The sequence below is a fragment of the Rhodococcus sp. KRD197 genome, from assembly GCF_017168235.1.
Taxonomy (GTDB): Bacteria; Actinomycetota; Actinomycetes; order Mycobacteriales; family Mycobacteriaceae; genus Rhodococcoides.
This window is the reverse complement of the sequence record NZ_JABFAO010000051.1, coordinates 1-15,614: the sequence shown is the minus strand read 5'-3', so window position 1 is coordinate 15,614 and position 15,614 is coordinate 1. Positions and strand designations below refer to the sequence as shown.

The 15,614-nt window shown below is 64.6% G+C and carries 3 protein-coding genes; all 3 read right to left on the bottom strand.

What is annotated here, in order from left to right; translation table 11 throughout:
- On the bottom strand, window positions 1-6,533 hold a 6,533-nt coding region (locus J1M86_RS24030), incomplete at its 3' end, for an amino acid adenylation domain-containing protein (RefSeq protein WP_206511645.1).
- 159 nt (window positions 6,534-6,692) lie between these two features.
- On the bottom strand, window positions 6,693-12,536 hold the full coding sequence (locus J1M86_RS24025; RefSeq protein ID WP_241260624.1) for a non-ribosomal peptide synthetase: 5,844 nt from the start codon (window positions 12,534-12,536) through the stop codon (window positions 6,693-6,695).
- 100 nt (window positions 12,537-12,636) lie between these two features.
- Window positions 12,637-15,614, bottom strand: a 2,978-nt coding sequence (locus tag J1M86_RS24020) for a condensation domain-containing protein (protein ID WP_206511644.1), incomplete at its 5' end; no start/stop codon positions are given.

The window sequence follows — 15,614 nt, the reverse complement described above, 5'->3', positions numbered from 1 at the left end:
CCCGAAGACACCGCCACCGCCCCAGACCGCAACTCCACCTGTGCATCCAACAACTCCGACACAGTCCCGATCCCCACACCAACCCGACGAGCAGCGCCCCATCGCAGCAACCGTCGATGCTCCACACCACCCACCAACACCACATCACCCACCACAACACCCGGGTCCGAAGTGACCGCATCGAGAACTCGGACCAACCATTCGGCCATCGCGTTCGCAGTGGATTCGTCGAACAGGTCCCGCGCATACGTCACGGTGACGGCATATCCGGCAGCGTGTCCGGCAGCGTCACGGTGTTCGACGACGGTGAACTGCAGGTCCATCTTCGAGGTGGTGACGTCGAAGTCGACCGCGGAGACAGTGAGAGCGGGCAGTTCGAATGCAGTGCGTTCGACATTCTGGAATGCGAGCAGAACCTGGACGAGCGGGTGGCGACCCCGGGACCGAGGTGGGTCGATGACCTCGACTATCCGCTCGAACGGCACATCGGCGTGACCGAAAGCGGCGAGGTCGATGTGCGCGGTCTCGCGCAGCAGCGCGTCGAACGAACTCGACAGGTCCACCGGTGTACGCAGCACCAAGGTGTTGACGAACATTCCGACGAGATCGTCGAGTGCCGCGTCGCCTCGACCGGCCGTGGGGGTACCCACTGCGATATCGGTATTGCCGGTTGCTCGCGCCAACACAACGGCCAACGCTGTGTGCACCACCATGAACGGCGTCGCCTGCCGCGCACGGGCTACCTGCGCGATCCGGTCGTGGATCACCGAACCGATCTCGACAGTGACGGATCCACCGGCCCCCGACCCGCTGAGCGGTCGTGGCCGATCGCTCGGCAGATCGAGTTGATCGGGTAGGCCGGCGAGCGTCTCGGACCAGTACTTCTCCTGCTTTGCCGCGGGGGACGTCGGGTCCTCGGGCGAGCCCAATACCTCCTGTTGCCACAGCGTGTAGTCGGCGTACTGGACCGGCAGCGGCGCCCACGGTGGTGCTGTGCCCTCCGCGCGTGCCGAGTACGCGACCATCACGTCACGGGCCAGTGGTGTCATCGAGAATCCGTCGGCGGCAATGTGGTGCGTCACCAGCACGAGGATGTGTTCGTCGTTGCCGAGCCGAAAGAGCCTCACGCGGAGTGGAACCGCGGACTGCAGGTCGAAGGGGGCGTCGATCGTGGCAGCTATGTGCTCCGAGACCGTGCTCGCAGCTACCTCACGAGGACTCGTGTCGATCTCGATCTGGTCGGTGGTGTGAATCCGCTGGCTACCTACTCCGTCGGTGTCGGGGTACGAGGTCCGCAGAACCTCGTGTCGCGCGATGACGTCGCGCACCGCGCTACGAAGTGCGTCCAGATCGAGACTGCCGGACAACCGCACCACAACCGGGATGTTGTCGATGGCCGACTCCGGCTCCAGCCGGTTCAGGAACCACATCCGTCGCTGCGCGTGGGAGAGCGGGATGGGTTCGGGTCTCTGCCGCGCCGTCAGCGGTACACCGGAACCACTGCCGGCATGTTCCTCGACCCTGGCGGCGAGGGCCGAGACCGTGGGGGCGTCGAAAAGGGCTCTGACCGGCACCTGCGTATCCAGCGCGACGCTCAGACGGGCCACTACCTGCGTCGCGAGCAGAGAATTGCCACCCAGCGCGAAAAAGTCGTCGTCGGCGCCTACCCTTGTCGCACCCAGAACATCGGCGAGAACTGCCGCGACCGTTTCCTCGACAAGCGTGGTCGGGGCTCTGAACACTTCGGCCTGAAATACGGGTTCCGGCAGCGCAGCGCGGTCGATCTTTCCGTTCACGGTGCGAGGCAGGACCGGGAGCACCATGATCACGGACGGCACCATGTAGGACGGTAGCGCATACTGGAGGGCAGCAGAGATCGACTGTGGGGCAACAGCTCCGACGACATATCCGATCAGACGACTGCCGAGATCCGGGTGTGCACGATCGACCACAACACAGTCGCGGACGCCGGAGAGCACGCGTAGAGCTGCTTCGATATCGCCTGGTTCGATACGGAATCCGCGTACCTTCACCTGCAGATCCGAGCGCCCGACGTACTCGAGCACTCCGTCACCGATCCACCGGACGAGATCTCCGGTTCGGTAGAGCCGAGATCCACCGCGCCCGAACGGGTTGGCGACGAAACGCTCGGCCGTGAGTTCCGGCCGGCCTCGATAACCACGGGCGAGTTGGACGCCGCTGACGTACAGCTCGCCGACAACGCCGTCGGATACCGGGTTGAGCCGACCGTCGAGAACGAACACCTGGGTGTTCCATTCCGGCAGGCCGATGGGAATCGAGGGGACCGATTCACCGGTGACTTCATGTGCGGTCACCGACACTGTCGCCTCGGTCGGGCCGTAGAGGTTGTGCAGAGCCAGGCCCGGGTGCTGCGCCGTCGCTTCTGCCGCCACTCGAGGCGGGAAGGCCTCGCCTATGACGAGTGCGCGCTTCAGGCTGTGTGGCAGGCCGACTCGAGTATCGGCAACGAGCGCCGCCAACATGGACGGGACGACGAACAGCGTTGTGACATCGTGCTGTCGCAGCAGCCGACGAAGATGCTCGGGTTCGCCGTGACGCTCGGGGTCGGCTAGTACGAGGCGTCCCCCTGCGGTGAGCAAGGACCACACGGGCCACACCGACAGGTCGAAGGTCACCGGGGTCTCGAGCACTGCCGCATCCGTGGCGTCGAGACCGTATTCGCGATGCAACCAGGCGATCTGATTGATCACCGACCGGTGTTCGATTGCAACACCTTTGGGCACTCCGGTGGAACCCGAGGTGAAGATCACGTAAGCGGTGTTGCCGGGCCGAAGCGGCGCGGTTCTCTCTTCGTCGGCGATTCTCTCGCCGCTGTATCCGGCGAGGTCGACACTGTCGATCAGGATCGTCCGGCAAGACAGAGTGCTCGGCCGGTCGAGTGCGGTGGAGGTGATGACGGCCGCGGGGAGGGCCGTGTTCATCACGTGATCGATCCGTGCCGCGGGTTGATTCGAGTCGATGGGGACGTACGCTGCACCGGATTTGACCACGGCATAGATGGCAACCAGCAGTTCGGCGGATCGAGGGAGAGCGATCGCGACCGAGGACTCCGGGCCGATCCCCAGTGAAATCAGGTGTCGGCCGAGCCTGTTGACTCGGGTGTCGAATTGCTCGTAGGTCCAGGTGTCGGTTCCGTCGACGAGCGCCGTTGTGCCCGGCGCCGCAGCCACTGCGGCGTCGAACATCGATACCAGGGTCGCCTCGGTGTCGACCCAATGCGACGTAGCATTCCTGGTCTCGAGAACGGTGCGTCGTTCGAGGTCGTCGAGCAGGTCGATATCGCCGATGACCACCGACGGATCTTGGGTGATCGCGGTGAGTACACGCTTCAATAGTTCGACCGTCCGCACTGCAGTCTTGCGGTCGAACAGAGCCGAGGCGTATGTCAGCACTGCGTTCATGCCCGCTTCGGTGCCGTCCCGGTAGTTGTCGGTTACCACGAGGTGCAGGTCGAACTTCGAGATACTGGCGTCGGCTTCGATGCCGGTCACCACGAGTCCGGGGAGTTCGAGTTGAGCAACCGCCAGGTTCTGGAACGAGAACGCGACCTGGAACAGTGGATGGCGCGCCATCGAGCGAGCTGGATCGAGGGCCTCCACCAGGGCCTCGAAGGGGACGTCCGCGTGATCGAGCGCTTCGAGATCGGTATCGCGGACGGAGCGAAGCAATTCCTCGAAGCTGCTCTCCCCGCGAATTTCGGTGCGCAACACGAGGGTGTTGGCGAACATACCGATGAGGTCGTCGAGCTGCGACTGACCTCGACCTGCGATGGGTGAACCGATTGCGATATCGGTGCGCTGGGACAGTCTGGACAGCGTGAGCGCCCACGCAGCGTGCACGACCATGAACAGTGAGGCGTTGCCTTCGCGGGCGATCCGCCGAAGTCCTCGGTGCAATTCGGCACCCAGTTCGAAGGCGACCTCGCCGCCTGCGAGTGACTGCATCGCTGGACGTGGTCGGTCGAACGGCAGATCCAGCTGATCCGGCAACCCTGCCAACTCGTTCTGCCAGTATCGCGTCTGAATTCCTGCACGCGAGTCCGGGTCGCCTGCGCTTCCCAACGTTTCCCGTTGCCACAATGTGTAGTCGGCGTACTGAACCTCGAGAGGGGCCCAGTCCGGCGCGCTCCCGTTGAGCCGTGCGGCGTACGCCGACATGACATCACGCGTCAACGGTGCCACCGAGGAACCATCCGCGGAAATATGGTGGATCACCACCACCAACACATGTTCCGTCGGCGAAATCTCGTACAGGAAGACTCTGATCGGCACCTCGGACGTGACATCGAAGGTTGCCTGCATGCCGGCCGATACGAGTGCCACCAGTTCGTCTTCGGCAGCAGGAAGCACCTCCATTCCAACTGCGGCCTCGTGCGCTGCCAACACCACCTGGTGCGGGCCGTGCTCGTCGGCCGGGTAGATGGTTCGGAGGGCCTCGTGGCGTGCAACCACATCGGACACCGCTGCGGCGAGCGCGCTCGTCTCTAGTGAGCCGGACAGCCGAACAGCGACAGGAATGTTGTATGCCGACGAATCCGGGTCGAAACGATTCAGGAACCACATCCGTTGCTGCGCAAGCGAGAGAGGTATGCGATCGGGCCGCTCACGCGCACGCAGTTCGGTATCCGTCCGCGCATCAGGTAATGCAGGGGGAAGCGCATCGATGGCGGCCGCGAGGGAAGACACCGTCGGCTCGTCGAACAACAACCGTGCCGGCACATGACGATGCAGAAGACCACCGACCCTGGCCGCGACCTGGGTGCCTATCAGCGAGTTGCCGCCCAGATCGAAGAAATCGTCGTCGGCACCGACGTTTTCGCGGTGAAGCACGTCCGCAAAGATGCCGGCAACTGCCACTTCCGTCGGAGTCGATGGCACGCGGTATTCCCGTGACCGAAAGACGGGTTCCGGAAGTGCGGATCGATCGACCTTGCCTGCCCCGGTGAGCGGCAGGCGGTCGATGACCATGACGCTGGCCGGCAGCATGTGTCGCGGCAGCGATCGCCGCAGCCACTCTGTCAGGAGCGCACCGTCTATGTCGCCGCCAGCGGAGGGCAGGACGTACGACACGAGCGAGGTGTCACCGCCTGAACTTTCGCCGACCGATTCGACTCCGATCGTGACGGCGAACGAGACGTCCGGGTGGGTCGCCAGAACAGCATCGATCTCGCCCAGCTCGATACGGTGACCACGAACCTTCACCTGAAAGTCGTTGCGACCGATGTACTCCAGGACCCCTGCGCTGTCGACCCGAACGAGATCTCCGGTGCGATACATCCGCCCGCCATCGGAGGAGAAGCAGTCTGCGACGAACCTCTCGGATGTCAGCGCACAGCGTCCGTGATACCCCCGCGCGATGCCGGACCCAGCGATGTACAGCTCCCCTGCCACCCCAGGCGGCACGACCGACAGCCGCGAGTCGAGTACGTACGCTTTCGTCCCGTCGACCGGGCTACCGATCGTCGGAGTCTCGCCGACACCGATCGGAGCTGACAGTGTGGACACGATCGTCGCCTCGGTCGGTCCGTAGGCGTTGAACACAGCTCGGCCCGGTGCCCACCTGGCGATCAGGTCTGCGCCGAACGCCTCGCCTCCCACCACGAGGGCCTGCAGGTCGTCCAGGCCACCACCATCGATCGATGCGAGGGCTGCCGGTGTGGCGAATGCGTGGGTGACGCGCTGCTCACGAAGCAGCTGCTTCAATTCGGCGCCACCATAGTTGTCCGTGGGGGCGATGATCATCGTGGCGCTCGCGCCGAAGGCCATCAGATAGTCCAACACCGACGCGTCGAAGCTGGGCGAGGTGAAGTGCAACGTGCGCGAGCCGGCCCCGAGTCCGATCGCACGAACCAGATGAGCACTCAGAGAGGCGATAGCCGTGTGCGTCACGACCACACCCTTGGGTGTTCCGGTCGATCCGGAGGTGTAGATCATGTAGGCCGGGTTCGACGCCCGCAGTACCGCTGTCCGCTCGGCGACGGAAACGGGTTCGGACGAAAGCTCGTCGGTGCGAGCCAGCACTTCGGGGTCGTCCATCGATGTCCAAGCGCACGAGCTCGGCAGGCGGTCTCGTTTGCCCGACGACGTCAGGCCGCGAGTCGCACCGGAATCGTCGAGCATGTGCGCAATGCGAGCGGCCGGGTAGGACGGATCGATCGGGAGGAACGCGGCCCCGGCTTTGGCCACCGCCCAGATCGCGACGACCGATTCCACGGACCGGGCCAACGCCACCGCAACGACCGATTCCGGACCCGCGCCGTCTTCGATGAGCAACCTGGCCAATGCCGAGGACCGCGCATCGAGGTCGGCATACGTGATCGACCGATCACCGTCGACGATCGCTGTTGCGCCGGGATCGCGTTCGACCGCAGCCGCCAGCACACTCGGCAGCAATGCGATCCGAGCGCGCTCACTCCGGCGACGGGGACTTCGTGCGGCCCGTTCGCGACGCGCCGGTCCAGAAGACGACTGGGAACCGGGCCGTGAAGTCATTGCGAAGAGCCCTTCGAGCGCGTCCATGGTTCGAGGCCGGCCGCCGCGAAATCACGCTCCACGACACCGCCGACACGGCGTTGACAGACGGCGACCGAGCGCAACGACTCATTAGAACATGCCCAGCGGTATTCTCAGCCGACTCCGCGTATCGCATGGTCAGGCCTGACGTTCTCGGTCCCAAGTGGCTGCGACGGATGCGATGACCGCAAGCGCGTCCGGCGATGCCATCGACCAGTGCGTGGCATCCACGACGTGGTTGTCCACCGTTCCCGCTACGAATGCGTCCCATCCCGTGGCACCGACCGCGCCCGAGGTGTCATCGAGTCCAGCCGTGAAGTACAGCAGGTCGCCCGCGAACTGGGCCGGCTCGTAACGTTCGATCAGACCTGGGGCGCGGCCGGCCTCGGCGACGACCTGCTCGATTCGCCCCGACGAGACATCCGCCAGCGGGGACGGCAACACCGAGAGGACCTTGGCTATCGACTCGGTCGACACGTCGGCGGTGTCATCGACAGAGTCGGGCAGCAGACCACCGAACAGGTCCGACAGGGTCATCGGAGCTGCGTTCGTGGCTGTCTCCCCGTTCTTCCCGGGAAGGTGACTGTCCATCATCGCCAGCATCGTCACTGTGCTCCCCATCTGCTGCAACTGCACCGCGATGGAATGCGCCAACACGCCGCCGAGGGACCAGCCAAGTAGTTCGTACGGCCCCTCGGGCTGCACACGTCGGATTTCGTGAACGTACCTCTGTGCCCACGCCTCGATCGACGACGGTGACCAGTCGTCCTCGGTGAAGACCGGCGATTGCAGTGCCGTGATCCCACGATCCGGATCCACCACATTCGCAAGACCTGCGAACGACCAGGAGACTCCCACGATGGGATGTATGCACCAGAGCCGCGGTCCATCGCGCGGCTCGCGAATGCGCAGCACGACATCCAGAGCTGCGTCTGCGCCACCGGCCGCGACTGGCCCGGCCTCGATACGACGGGCCAAGTCGCTGACGGTGGCGTCGGAGAACAACCACAGCAGCGGAACCGAGAAGCCCGCCAGCTCGGACAGCCGTGCGACCACTTGGGTAGCGATCAGTGAATTGCCGCCCAGGTCGAAGAAGTCGTCGTCGAGCCCGACCTGATCGAGGCCCAGCACATCCGCCACAACGCCGGCCACCATCTTTTCGGCCGCGGTCGTCGGCGCGCGAAAGACCTTCGCCTCGAACTCCGGGTCCGGCAACGCCCGCCGATCGAGCTTGCCGTTCACCGTCAACGGCAACGCATCCAACACCACGAATGCGGCAGGAACCATGTACGACGGAAGCCGTTTCGCAACAACATCCTTCAACCGATCAGCCCCAGCACCGTCTGCGACGACATAGGCCACCAGACGATCACCCAACCGCTCGTCACTACGGGCAATCACCACCGCATCACGCACACCCTCGACCGCACCGAGCACCGCCTCGATCTCACCGAGCTCGATCCGGAACCCCCGCACCTTCACCTGGAAATCCGCACGCCCCACATACTCGAGCACACCATCACCGGCCCACCGCACCAGATCACCGGTGCGATACAACCGCTCACCCCTACCGAACGGATCGGCAACGAAACGATCCGACGTCAAATCCACCCGGCCGTGATACCCCCGCGCCAACTGCACACCCGCCAGATACAACTCACCCACCACACCCTCGGGCACCGGACGAAGACGCGCATCGAGCACATACACACGGCAATTCCACTCCGGCCGACCGATCGGAACCGTCGATCCCACCGGCAACTCGACCCGGGTCGAGGTCACCGACACAGCAGCCTCGGTAGGGCCGTACACATTGTCCAACCGCACATCACTGCCCTGCAGCACCGACTCCGCAGTCGACGCCGGCAACGCCTCACCGATCGCCAGCACCCGGCGCACACTCCCCGGCAGCGACCCACCCGACGCACTCACGAGCGCACCCAGCACCGACGGCACCACATGCAACGTCGTCACCGATTCGCGCTCGATGACCTCGACCAGATACGCGGGATCGCGGTGCCCCTCGGCCGCCGCAATCACCAGACGCCCACCGGTAGTGGCCCACGACCACAACTCCCACACCGACAAATCGAACGTCGCAGCCGTCTTGAGCAACGACACATCCGAGCTGTCGAGACCATATTCAGAGCGTTTCCACTCGAGCTGGTTCACCACCGCCCGATGCGAGACGCTCACGCCCTTCGGGCGACCCGTCGACCCGGAGGTGAAGATCACGTAGGCAGCGTTGTCCGGACGCAGCAGCCCGACCCGATCGGAATCCGACAACGCAGCGCTCGAATACGACGCCAGGTCCAGCGCCTCGACATCGACCACGTGCGCCCCGGTCTCGGGTAGATCCACACTCGAGTCACGACCGTCGATCAACACCACAACCGGCTGCGCCGACTCGAGAATGTAGCCGGTCCGCTCTGCAGGCTGATCAGGATCGACCGGCACGTACGCACCACCGGCCATGACGACCGCGTACATCGCAGTCACCATCGACTCCGAACGCCGCATCGCTACGGCCACCAGAGATTCCGGACCCACCCCCAACGAAACCAGATGCCGGGCAAGCCGATTCACACGAGACCCGAACTCGGCGTACGTCCACGAATCCGACCCGAACGTCAACGCAACGGCCTGCGGCGACGCCACGACGGAGGCGTAGAACAACGACACCAACGTCGACGCGGTATCCACCGCTCGCTCGGTCTCGTTCCACGACCGGACGACACGCTCCCGCTCGCCCTCATCCATGATCTCGACATCCCCGACAGCAAGCCCCGGATCATCGGCCACCGCACCGACAAACGCAACCAACCGGTCCACGATCTTGCGCGCCGAAGACTCGTCGAACAACGCGCGGGAGTATTTCAGCGTCCCGCCGATGCCCGTGGGGTCACCGTTGTCGTCGTACTGATCCGAGACGATCAGATGGAGATCGAACTGCGCCACCTCGGCGTCGGCGTCGACGGCGGAGACAGCGAGACCGGGCAGTTCGAACTCGAACGTGTCGAGATTCTGAAACGACAATCCCACCTGGAACAGGGGGTGACGGGCGGTGGACCGAGCGGGATTGAGCACCTCCACCAGACGCTCGAACGGCACATCTGCGTGGGCGAGGGCACGCACGTCGGCCTCACGTACCTCAGCTACCAACTCCTGGTAACTCGCCGCTGGATCGACTTCGGTGCGGAAAACGAGCGTATTGGCGAACATGCCGATCAGATCGTCCAGCGCTGCTTCACCGCGGCCCGCGATGGGCGAACCCACCGCGACGTCGGAAGATCCGGACAACCGAGCCAACACCGCCGCCCACGCCGCATGCACAGCCATGAACAGCGTCGCGTTCTTCGCGCGCGCCAGGGACGCGAGCGCAGCCTGCACGTCGGCGTCGATGCTGAAGTCGACCCTGCCTCCGTCGAAGGACTGAATCGCTGGACGCGGCCGGTCGGTGGGCAGAGCGATCTGATCGGGCAACCCCGCCAACTCGGACTTCCAGAACGACAATTGCTGATAAGCAACGGAACTGGGGTCGTCCTCGCGTCCGAGGACTCGACGCTGCCAGAGCGCGAAATCGGCGTACTGAACCTCGAGCGGTGACCACTGCGGCGCGGCGCCTGCGACTCTCGCCGAGTAGGCAACCATGAGATCTCGCGTCAGCGGTGCCATCGATCCGCCATCGGCCGAGATGTGCTGCACCACGAAGGCCAGCACGTAATCCGACTCCGAGAGCCGGTACAACCGAACCCTTATAGGCACTTCGGTGGTGACATCGAACGACGTGTTCGCCAGCGCACTCACCTCGGCGACGATCCGGTCTTCGGTCACGTCGACCACCTCGACGTCGGCAACGTTCTCGGAGGAGAGGATGCGCTGGATCGGGCCCTCGCCGTCGAGCGGATACACCGTTCGCAGAGGTTCGTGGCGTGCGACCACGTCGCCTACAGCGGCTCGCAGCGCAGCGACGTCCAGACCGCCGGACAACCGGATCGCCACCGGAATGTTGTACGCGGCCGACTCCATGTCGAAGCGGTTGAGGAACCACATGCGCTGCTGTGCCAGCGACAACGGGATCCTGGCGGGTCGCGGATCGTCGCCGAGAACGATGCGTCGCTGTCCACCGACCTTCTTTGCTGCCGCCGCGGCCAGTCCACCGACAGTCGAATCCTCGAACACCTCGCGTGCTCCGAAATTGACGTCCAGCGATGCCCCTATCCGAGCGGCCAGACGCGTCGCCGAGAGCGAATTGCCGCCCAGCTCGAAGAAGTCGTCGTCCAGGCCGACCTTCTCGACGCCGAGGATCTCGGTGAACACCGAAGCGACCGCGATATCGGCCTCGCTCTCGGGCGCGCGGTATTCGCGCGCCGCGAACACCGGTGCCGGTAGCCGATCTCGATCGAGCTTGCCCGCGGGTGTGAGCGGAATATCGTCGATGATCATGATCGACGAAGGGATCATGTGCTTGGGCAGCGTCGCGCCGACGAACGACACCAGTTCCGCGGCATCCACCGAATCTCCGAATACCGGTCGCACGTACGCCACCAAGGACATGTCCTGGCCGGCTGCAGGTTGACCGACGGCGGGTTGGTTGGCTGCCGGGTGGCCGACGGTGACGGCGAACTGCACAGACGGATGTGCCGCGAGCGCGGTGTCGATCTCGCCTAGTTCGATGCGGAATCCACGAACCTTGACCTGGAAGTCGTTGCGGGCGACGAACTGCAGAGCGCCCGCCGAGTTCCGGCGAACGATGTCACCCGTTCGGTACATTCTGGCGGGTGTGTCGGCGGCGAACGGGTCGGCCACGAACCGGTCCGATGTCAGAGCCGGATTGGAACGGTATCCCCGGGCGATTCCGTGACCGGCGAGATACAGCTCGCCGGCGACACCCCCCGGCACCGGACGCAACCGTCCGTCCAGGATGTGAGCCGTCGTCCCGGAAATGGCATCGCCGATCGAGATCGGATCCCCGGGAGAGAGCACACCAGAAATATTGCTGACGACCGTCGATTCGGTGGGACCGTACGCGTTGAAGAATCGGCGGTCGCGGCCCCAGGTGTCGAGCAGTTCGGGTGGGCAGGCCTCACCGCCGACCACTACTACGGCGAGAGCGTCCAGTCCGGCTGGAGCCACCGAGGCCAAGGCGGCCGGAGTGACGAAGGCGTGGGTGATCGACTCACGCCGCAGGAACTCGGCCAGTTCGTCACCGCCGTAGATGTCGGTCGGCGCAATGACCATCGTCGAACCCGCAACAACGGCGAGCAACAACTCCAGAATCGACGCGTCGAAACTCGGAGACGCGAAAGCCAACGTGCGCGAGGATGATGTCGGACCGTAGCGGTCCAGTTGCTCGGCGGCCAGGTCGGCCAAGCCTGTGTGGGTGACGACAACCCCCTTGGGCCGTCCGGTCGAGCCCGATGTGTAGATGATGTACGCCGGGTTCTCGGCCCGCAGAGGTCGCACTCGGTCGTAGACCGAGATCTTCTCGTCCGACTCGGCAGCGATAGCGGCCTCGAAATCCGCCTCGCCGAGAATCGACCAGGAACACGTGTCGGGCAGGCCGCCGCGATGGGCCGAGGTGGTCAGACCGTTTCTCGCACCGGAGTCCGAGAGCATGTGCTGGACGCGATCGACGGGATACGTGGGGTCCACCGGCACGAATGCCGCGCCGGTTTTCGTGATCGACCACAGCGCGAGAACGGACTCCATCGATCGCGTGATCCCCACCGCAACGACGTCTTCCGGTCCGATTCCTCGTCCGATGAGCACCCGCGCGATCCTCGACGATCGACTGTCGAGCTCGGCGTACGAGAGCGCTCGGCCGTCGAACGAGACCGCGTCCCTGTCCGGATCGATTTCGACTGCCGCACCGAGAATCTGGGGCAGCAGAGCAGTGGCGCGCCTACGCCGAGGACGGCGGGGACGCGCTCGTCGGGCGCCCCCGTCTTCGCGGCCTTCGGTCGTTCGATCGCCGCTCATGCGACTCGATCCATGTGGTGCATGCCTGTATTGTCTCCCGCGTCGTTTTCCGCAGTGTCATTTTCTGCACTGTCCAGGCGTACCTCGCTGCGCTCCCGCGTCATCGGGTCTCGCCGCCCTGCCCGAGAGCACCTTCGTTCGCCAGCACCGAGACCCCGTCAATCTCCAATTGCAGTTCGCCGCCGTCCATTTCGGTGACGACGACTGCGATCAGATCGTCGAATTGTTCAGGGGCCAACGCCTCGGCCACAGCAGTCGGCACGAATGCGTGGGTGACCCATTCGTCGAGCAGGGTCCCGAGTAGTTCGCCCTGTTCGTCCCGAGTCGGCACCACCCACACGGCCCCTGCCACCATCGCGCCGAGGAGCGCAGTGATCTGCCATACCTCACCTGCGGCAGGTTCGGCCGTGAGGCGGGACTCGAATGTCACGTCGAGACGACGGCCGGAGTCGATCAGATCCGCCACGAGCTTCGCCTGCGTGTGCTCGACCACGCTGTGGTCGTCGAGGACCACCACAGCCGCGTCATCGATTCCGAGCAACCGCGTTCGCGACGAGTACGCGATGGGCCGCGGTGAACCGGAACCGAGTGCGTCGACCGTCGCTGGGTCGTCGAGCGCGATCGTTTCGGTACCGGTACCTGTACTCCCGACGACCGCGCCGGCACCCGAGATTCGAATGCGGTCGGCCAGTGAGGTCGACTTGTCGGCGACGACGATCGCGGCCCCGGAAAGCAGCACGGCGAGCACGGCCACAGCCCAGTCGACGGACGGTTCGAGGTCGACGACCACACGATCACCGGGTCCGATTCCTCGGGCGATCAGCAACCGTGCAAGACGAGACGAGCGTCCCTCGAGGTCCAGGTACGTCACCTCCTCACCGTCGTGAGCAATTGCGGGCGCCTCGGGATCGAGTTCGACGACCGCACCGAACACCTGCGGCACCGATCTGTCCGGCACCGGCGTCAGGGCGCCGGAGCTGCCGTTCGACGATCCACCGGACTCACTTCGTGCCCGTTCGCTCGCGGACATGATGTCGACATCGCCGACGACGACGTACGGCTCTTCGGCGACGGCCCGCAGGATACGCGTGAACCTGTCGGCAAAGGAACGTGCGGTGTCCTCGTCGAACAGATCGGTCGCGTACAGCAACGACCCGAACAGCCCTGCCGCAGAGCCTTCTTCACTCGTGCGCGGTTCGATCGTGAACTGAAGATCGAACTTCGCGGCGAGCTCTCCGGTGTCGAGCCCCTCGACCGTCAATCCCGGGAGATCCAATTTGACCCGTTCGAGGTTCTGGAAGGACAGCGCAACCTGGAAGATGGGATGGCGCCCCTGCGACCGGCTGGGCACGACGGCGTCGACGATGCTCTCGAACGGAACGTCCGCGTTGCCGAACGCACCGAGATCTGCGGTGCGTACGTCATCGACCAAACCGGAGAACGTCCCACCCAACTCGACCCGAGTCCGAAGGGGAAGTGTGTTGACGAACATCCCGACCACATCGTCGAGTTCGGCGGCCCCCCTGCCCGCGATGGGCGTGCCCACGACGATGTCGCTGCTGCCGCTGAGGCGTCCGAGCAACATGGCCAACGCGGCGTGAACCAGCATGAACAGCGAGGTACCTCGCTCACGCGAGAACGCGACCAACTTGGCGTGAGATTCGGGATCCAATTCGAAATCGACCGATCGGCCCTGCATCGACTGTGTTGGCGGACGAGGACGATCGGTCGGGAGATCGACGGCGTCAGGAATGCCTGCCAGTGTCTCAGACCAATACTCGAGCTGTTGTGCGGCCACCGACCCTGGTTGGTCGGTCGACCCGACGACACGGTGTTGCCAGAGCGCGAAATCCGCGTACTGGACCGGTAGGTCCGCCCATTCGGGTGCAGTGCCCGAATGCCGTGCCGCGTAGGCGATCATCACGTCCCGCGCCAGAGGCGGGATGGATGCGCCGTCGGCGGAGATGTGGTGAATCACGAGGGCGAGCACGTGATCCGTCGGCGTCAGCCGGACGAGGGACACCCGAACCGGTACCGCTGCCGCGACGTCGAAGCCTCCGAGCACCACCTCTGCGATTGCTCGGCGCACATCGGTCTCGGCTTCGGCCGACTCGGGTGTCAGATCGAACGACACTTCTTCGGGCGAGAGAATTCGCTGCTGCGGGCCATCCTCGTCGGAAGGGTAGATCGTGCGCAGCGATTCGTGTCGGGCGACGACATCGGACACAGCCGCCTGCAGCGCCGCGATATCGAGTTCACCGGTCAGCCGCACCGCCAACGGGATGTTGTAGGCGCCCGACTCCGGGTCGAGGTGGTTGAGCACCCACATGCGCTGCTGGGCGAGCGACAGCGGGATCCGGTCGGGACGCGTCTCGGTGACCAACGCCGGTCGACCACCGGTACCGGCAAGTGCGGCAACAGCGTTCGCGAAAGTCTCGACTGTGGTCGCGTCGAACAGGGCACGCACAGGCACCGATGCGTCCAGGGCGGCACCGATGCGTGAGACGACCTGCGTGGCAATCAGCGAATTACCACCAAGAGCGAAGAAATCATCATCCAACCCCACACCCGAAACCCCGAGAACATCAGCAAACACCCCCGCCACCACACACTCCACCTCCGACACCGGCTCACGGAACTCCCGCACCACAAACACCGGATCCGGCAACGCCCGACGATCCAACTTCCCCGCCGCACTCAACGGAAAACCATCCAACACCACAAACGCCGACGGAACCATATACCCCGGAAGCACCCCCGCAACCGACAACTCCAACACCCCGACATCCACCGAGAATCCAGCGGACGGCACAACATACGCCACCAACTGATCATGACGAACCAGCACCACCGCCTGCGCAACCACACTCTCAGCCAACAACGCCGACTCGATCTCACCCAACTCGATCCGCAACCCACGCAACTTCACCTGAAAATCCGAACGACCGACATACTCCAACTCACCCTCAGCCGACCACCGAACCACATCACCCGTCCGATACAACCGACCACCACCAGCAGAATCGAACGGATCCGCCACAAAACGATCCGCCGTCAACTCCGCACGACCGTGATACC

Coding starts and splice junctions, on each gene's coding strand:
- J1M86_RS24025 (WP_241260624.1), bottom strand. CDS start 12,536: ATGAGCGGCGATCGAACGACCGAAGGCCGCGAAGACGGGGGCGCCCGA.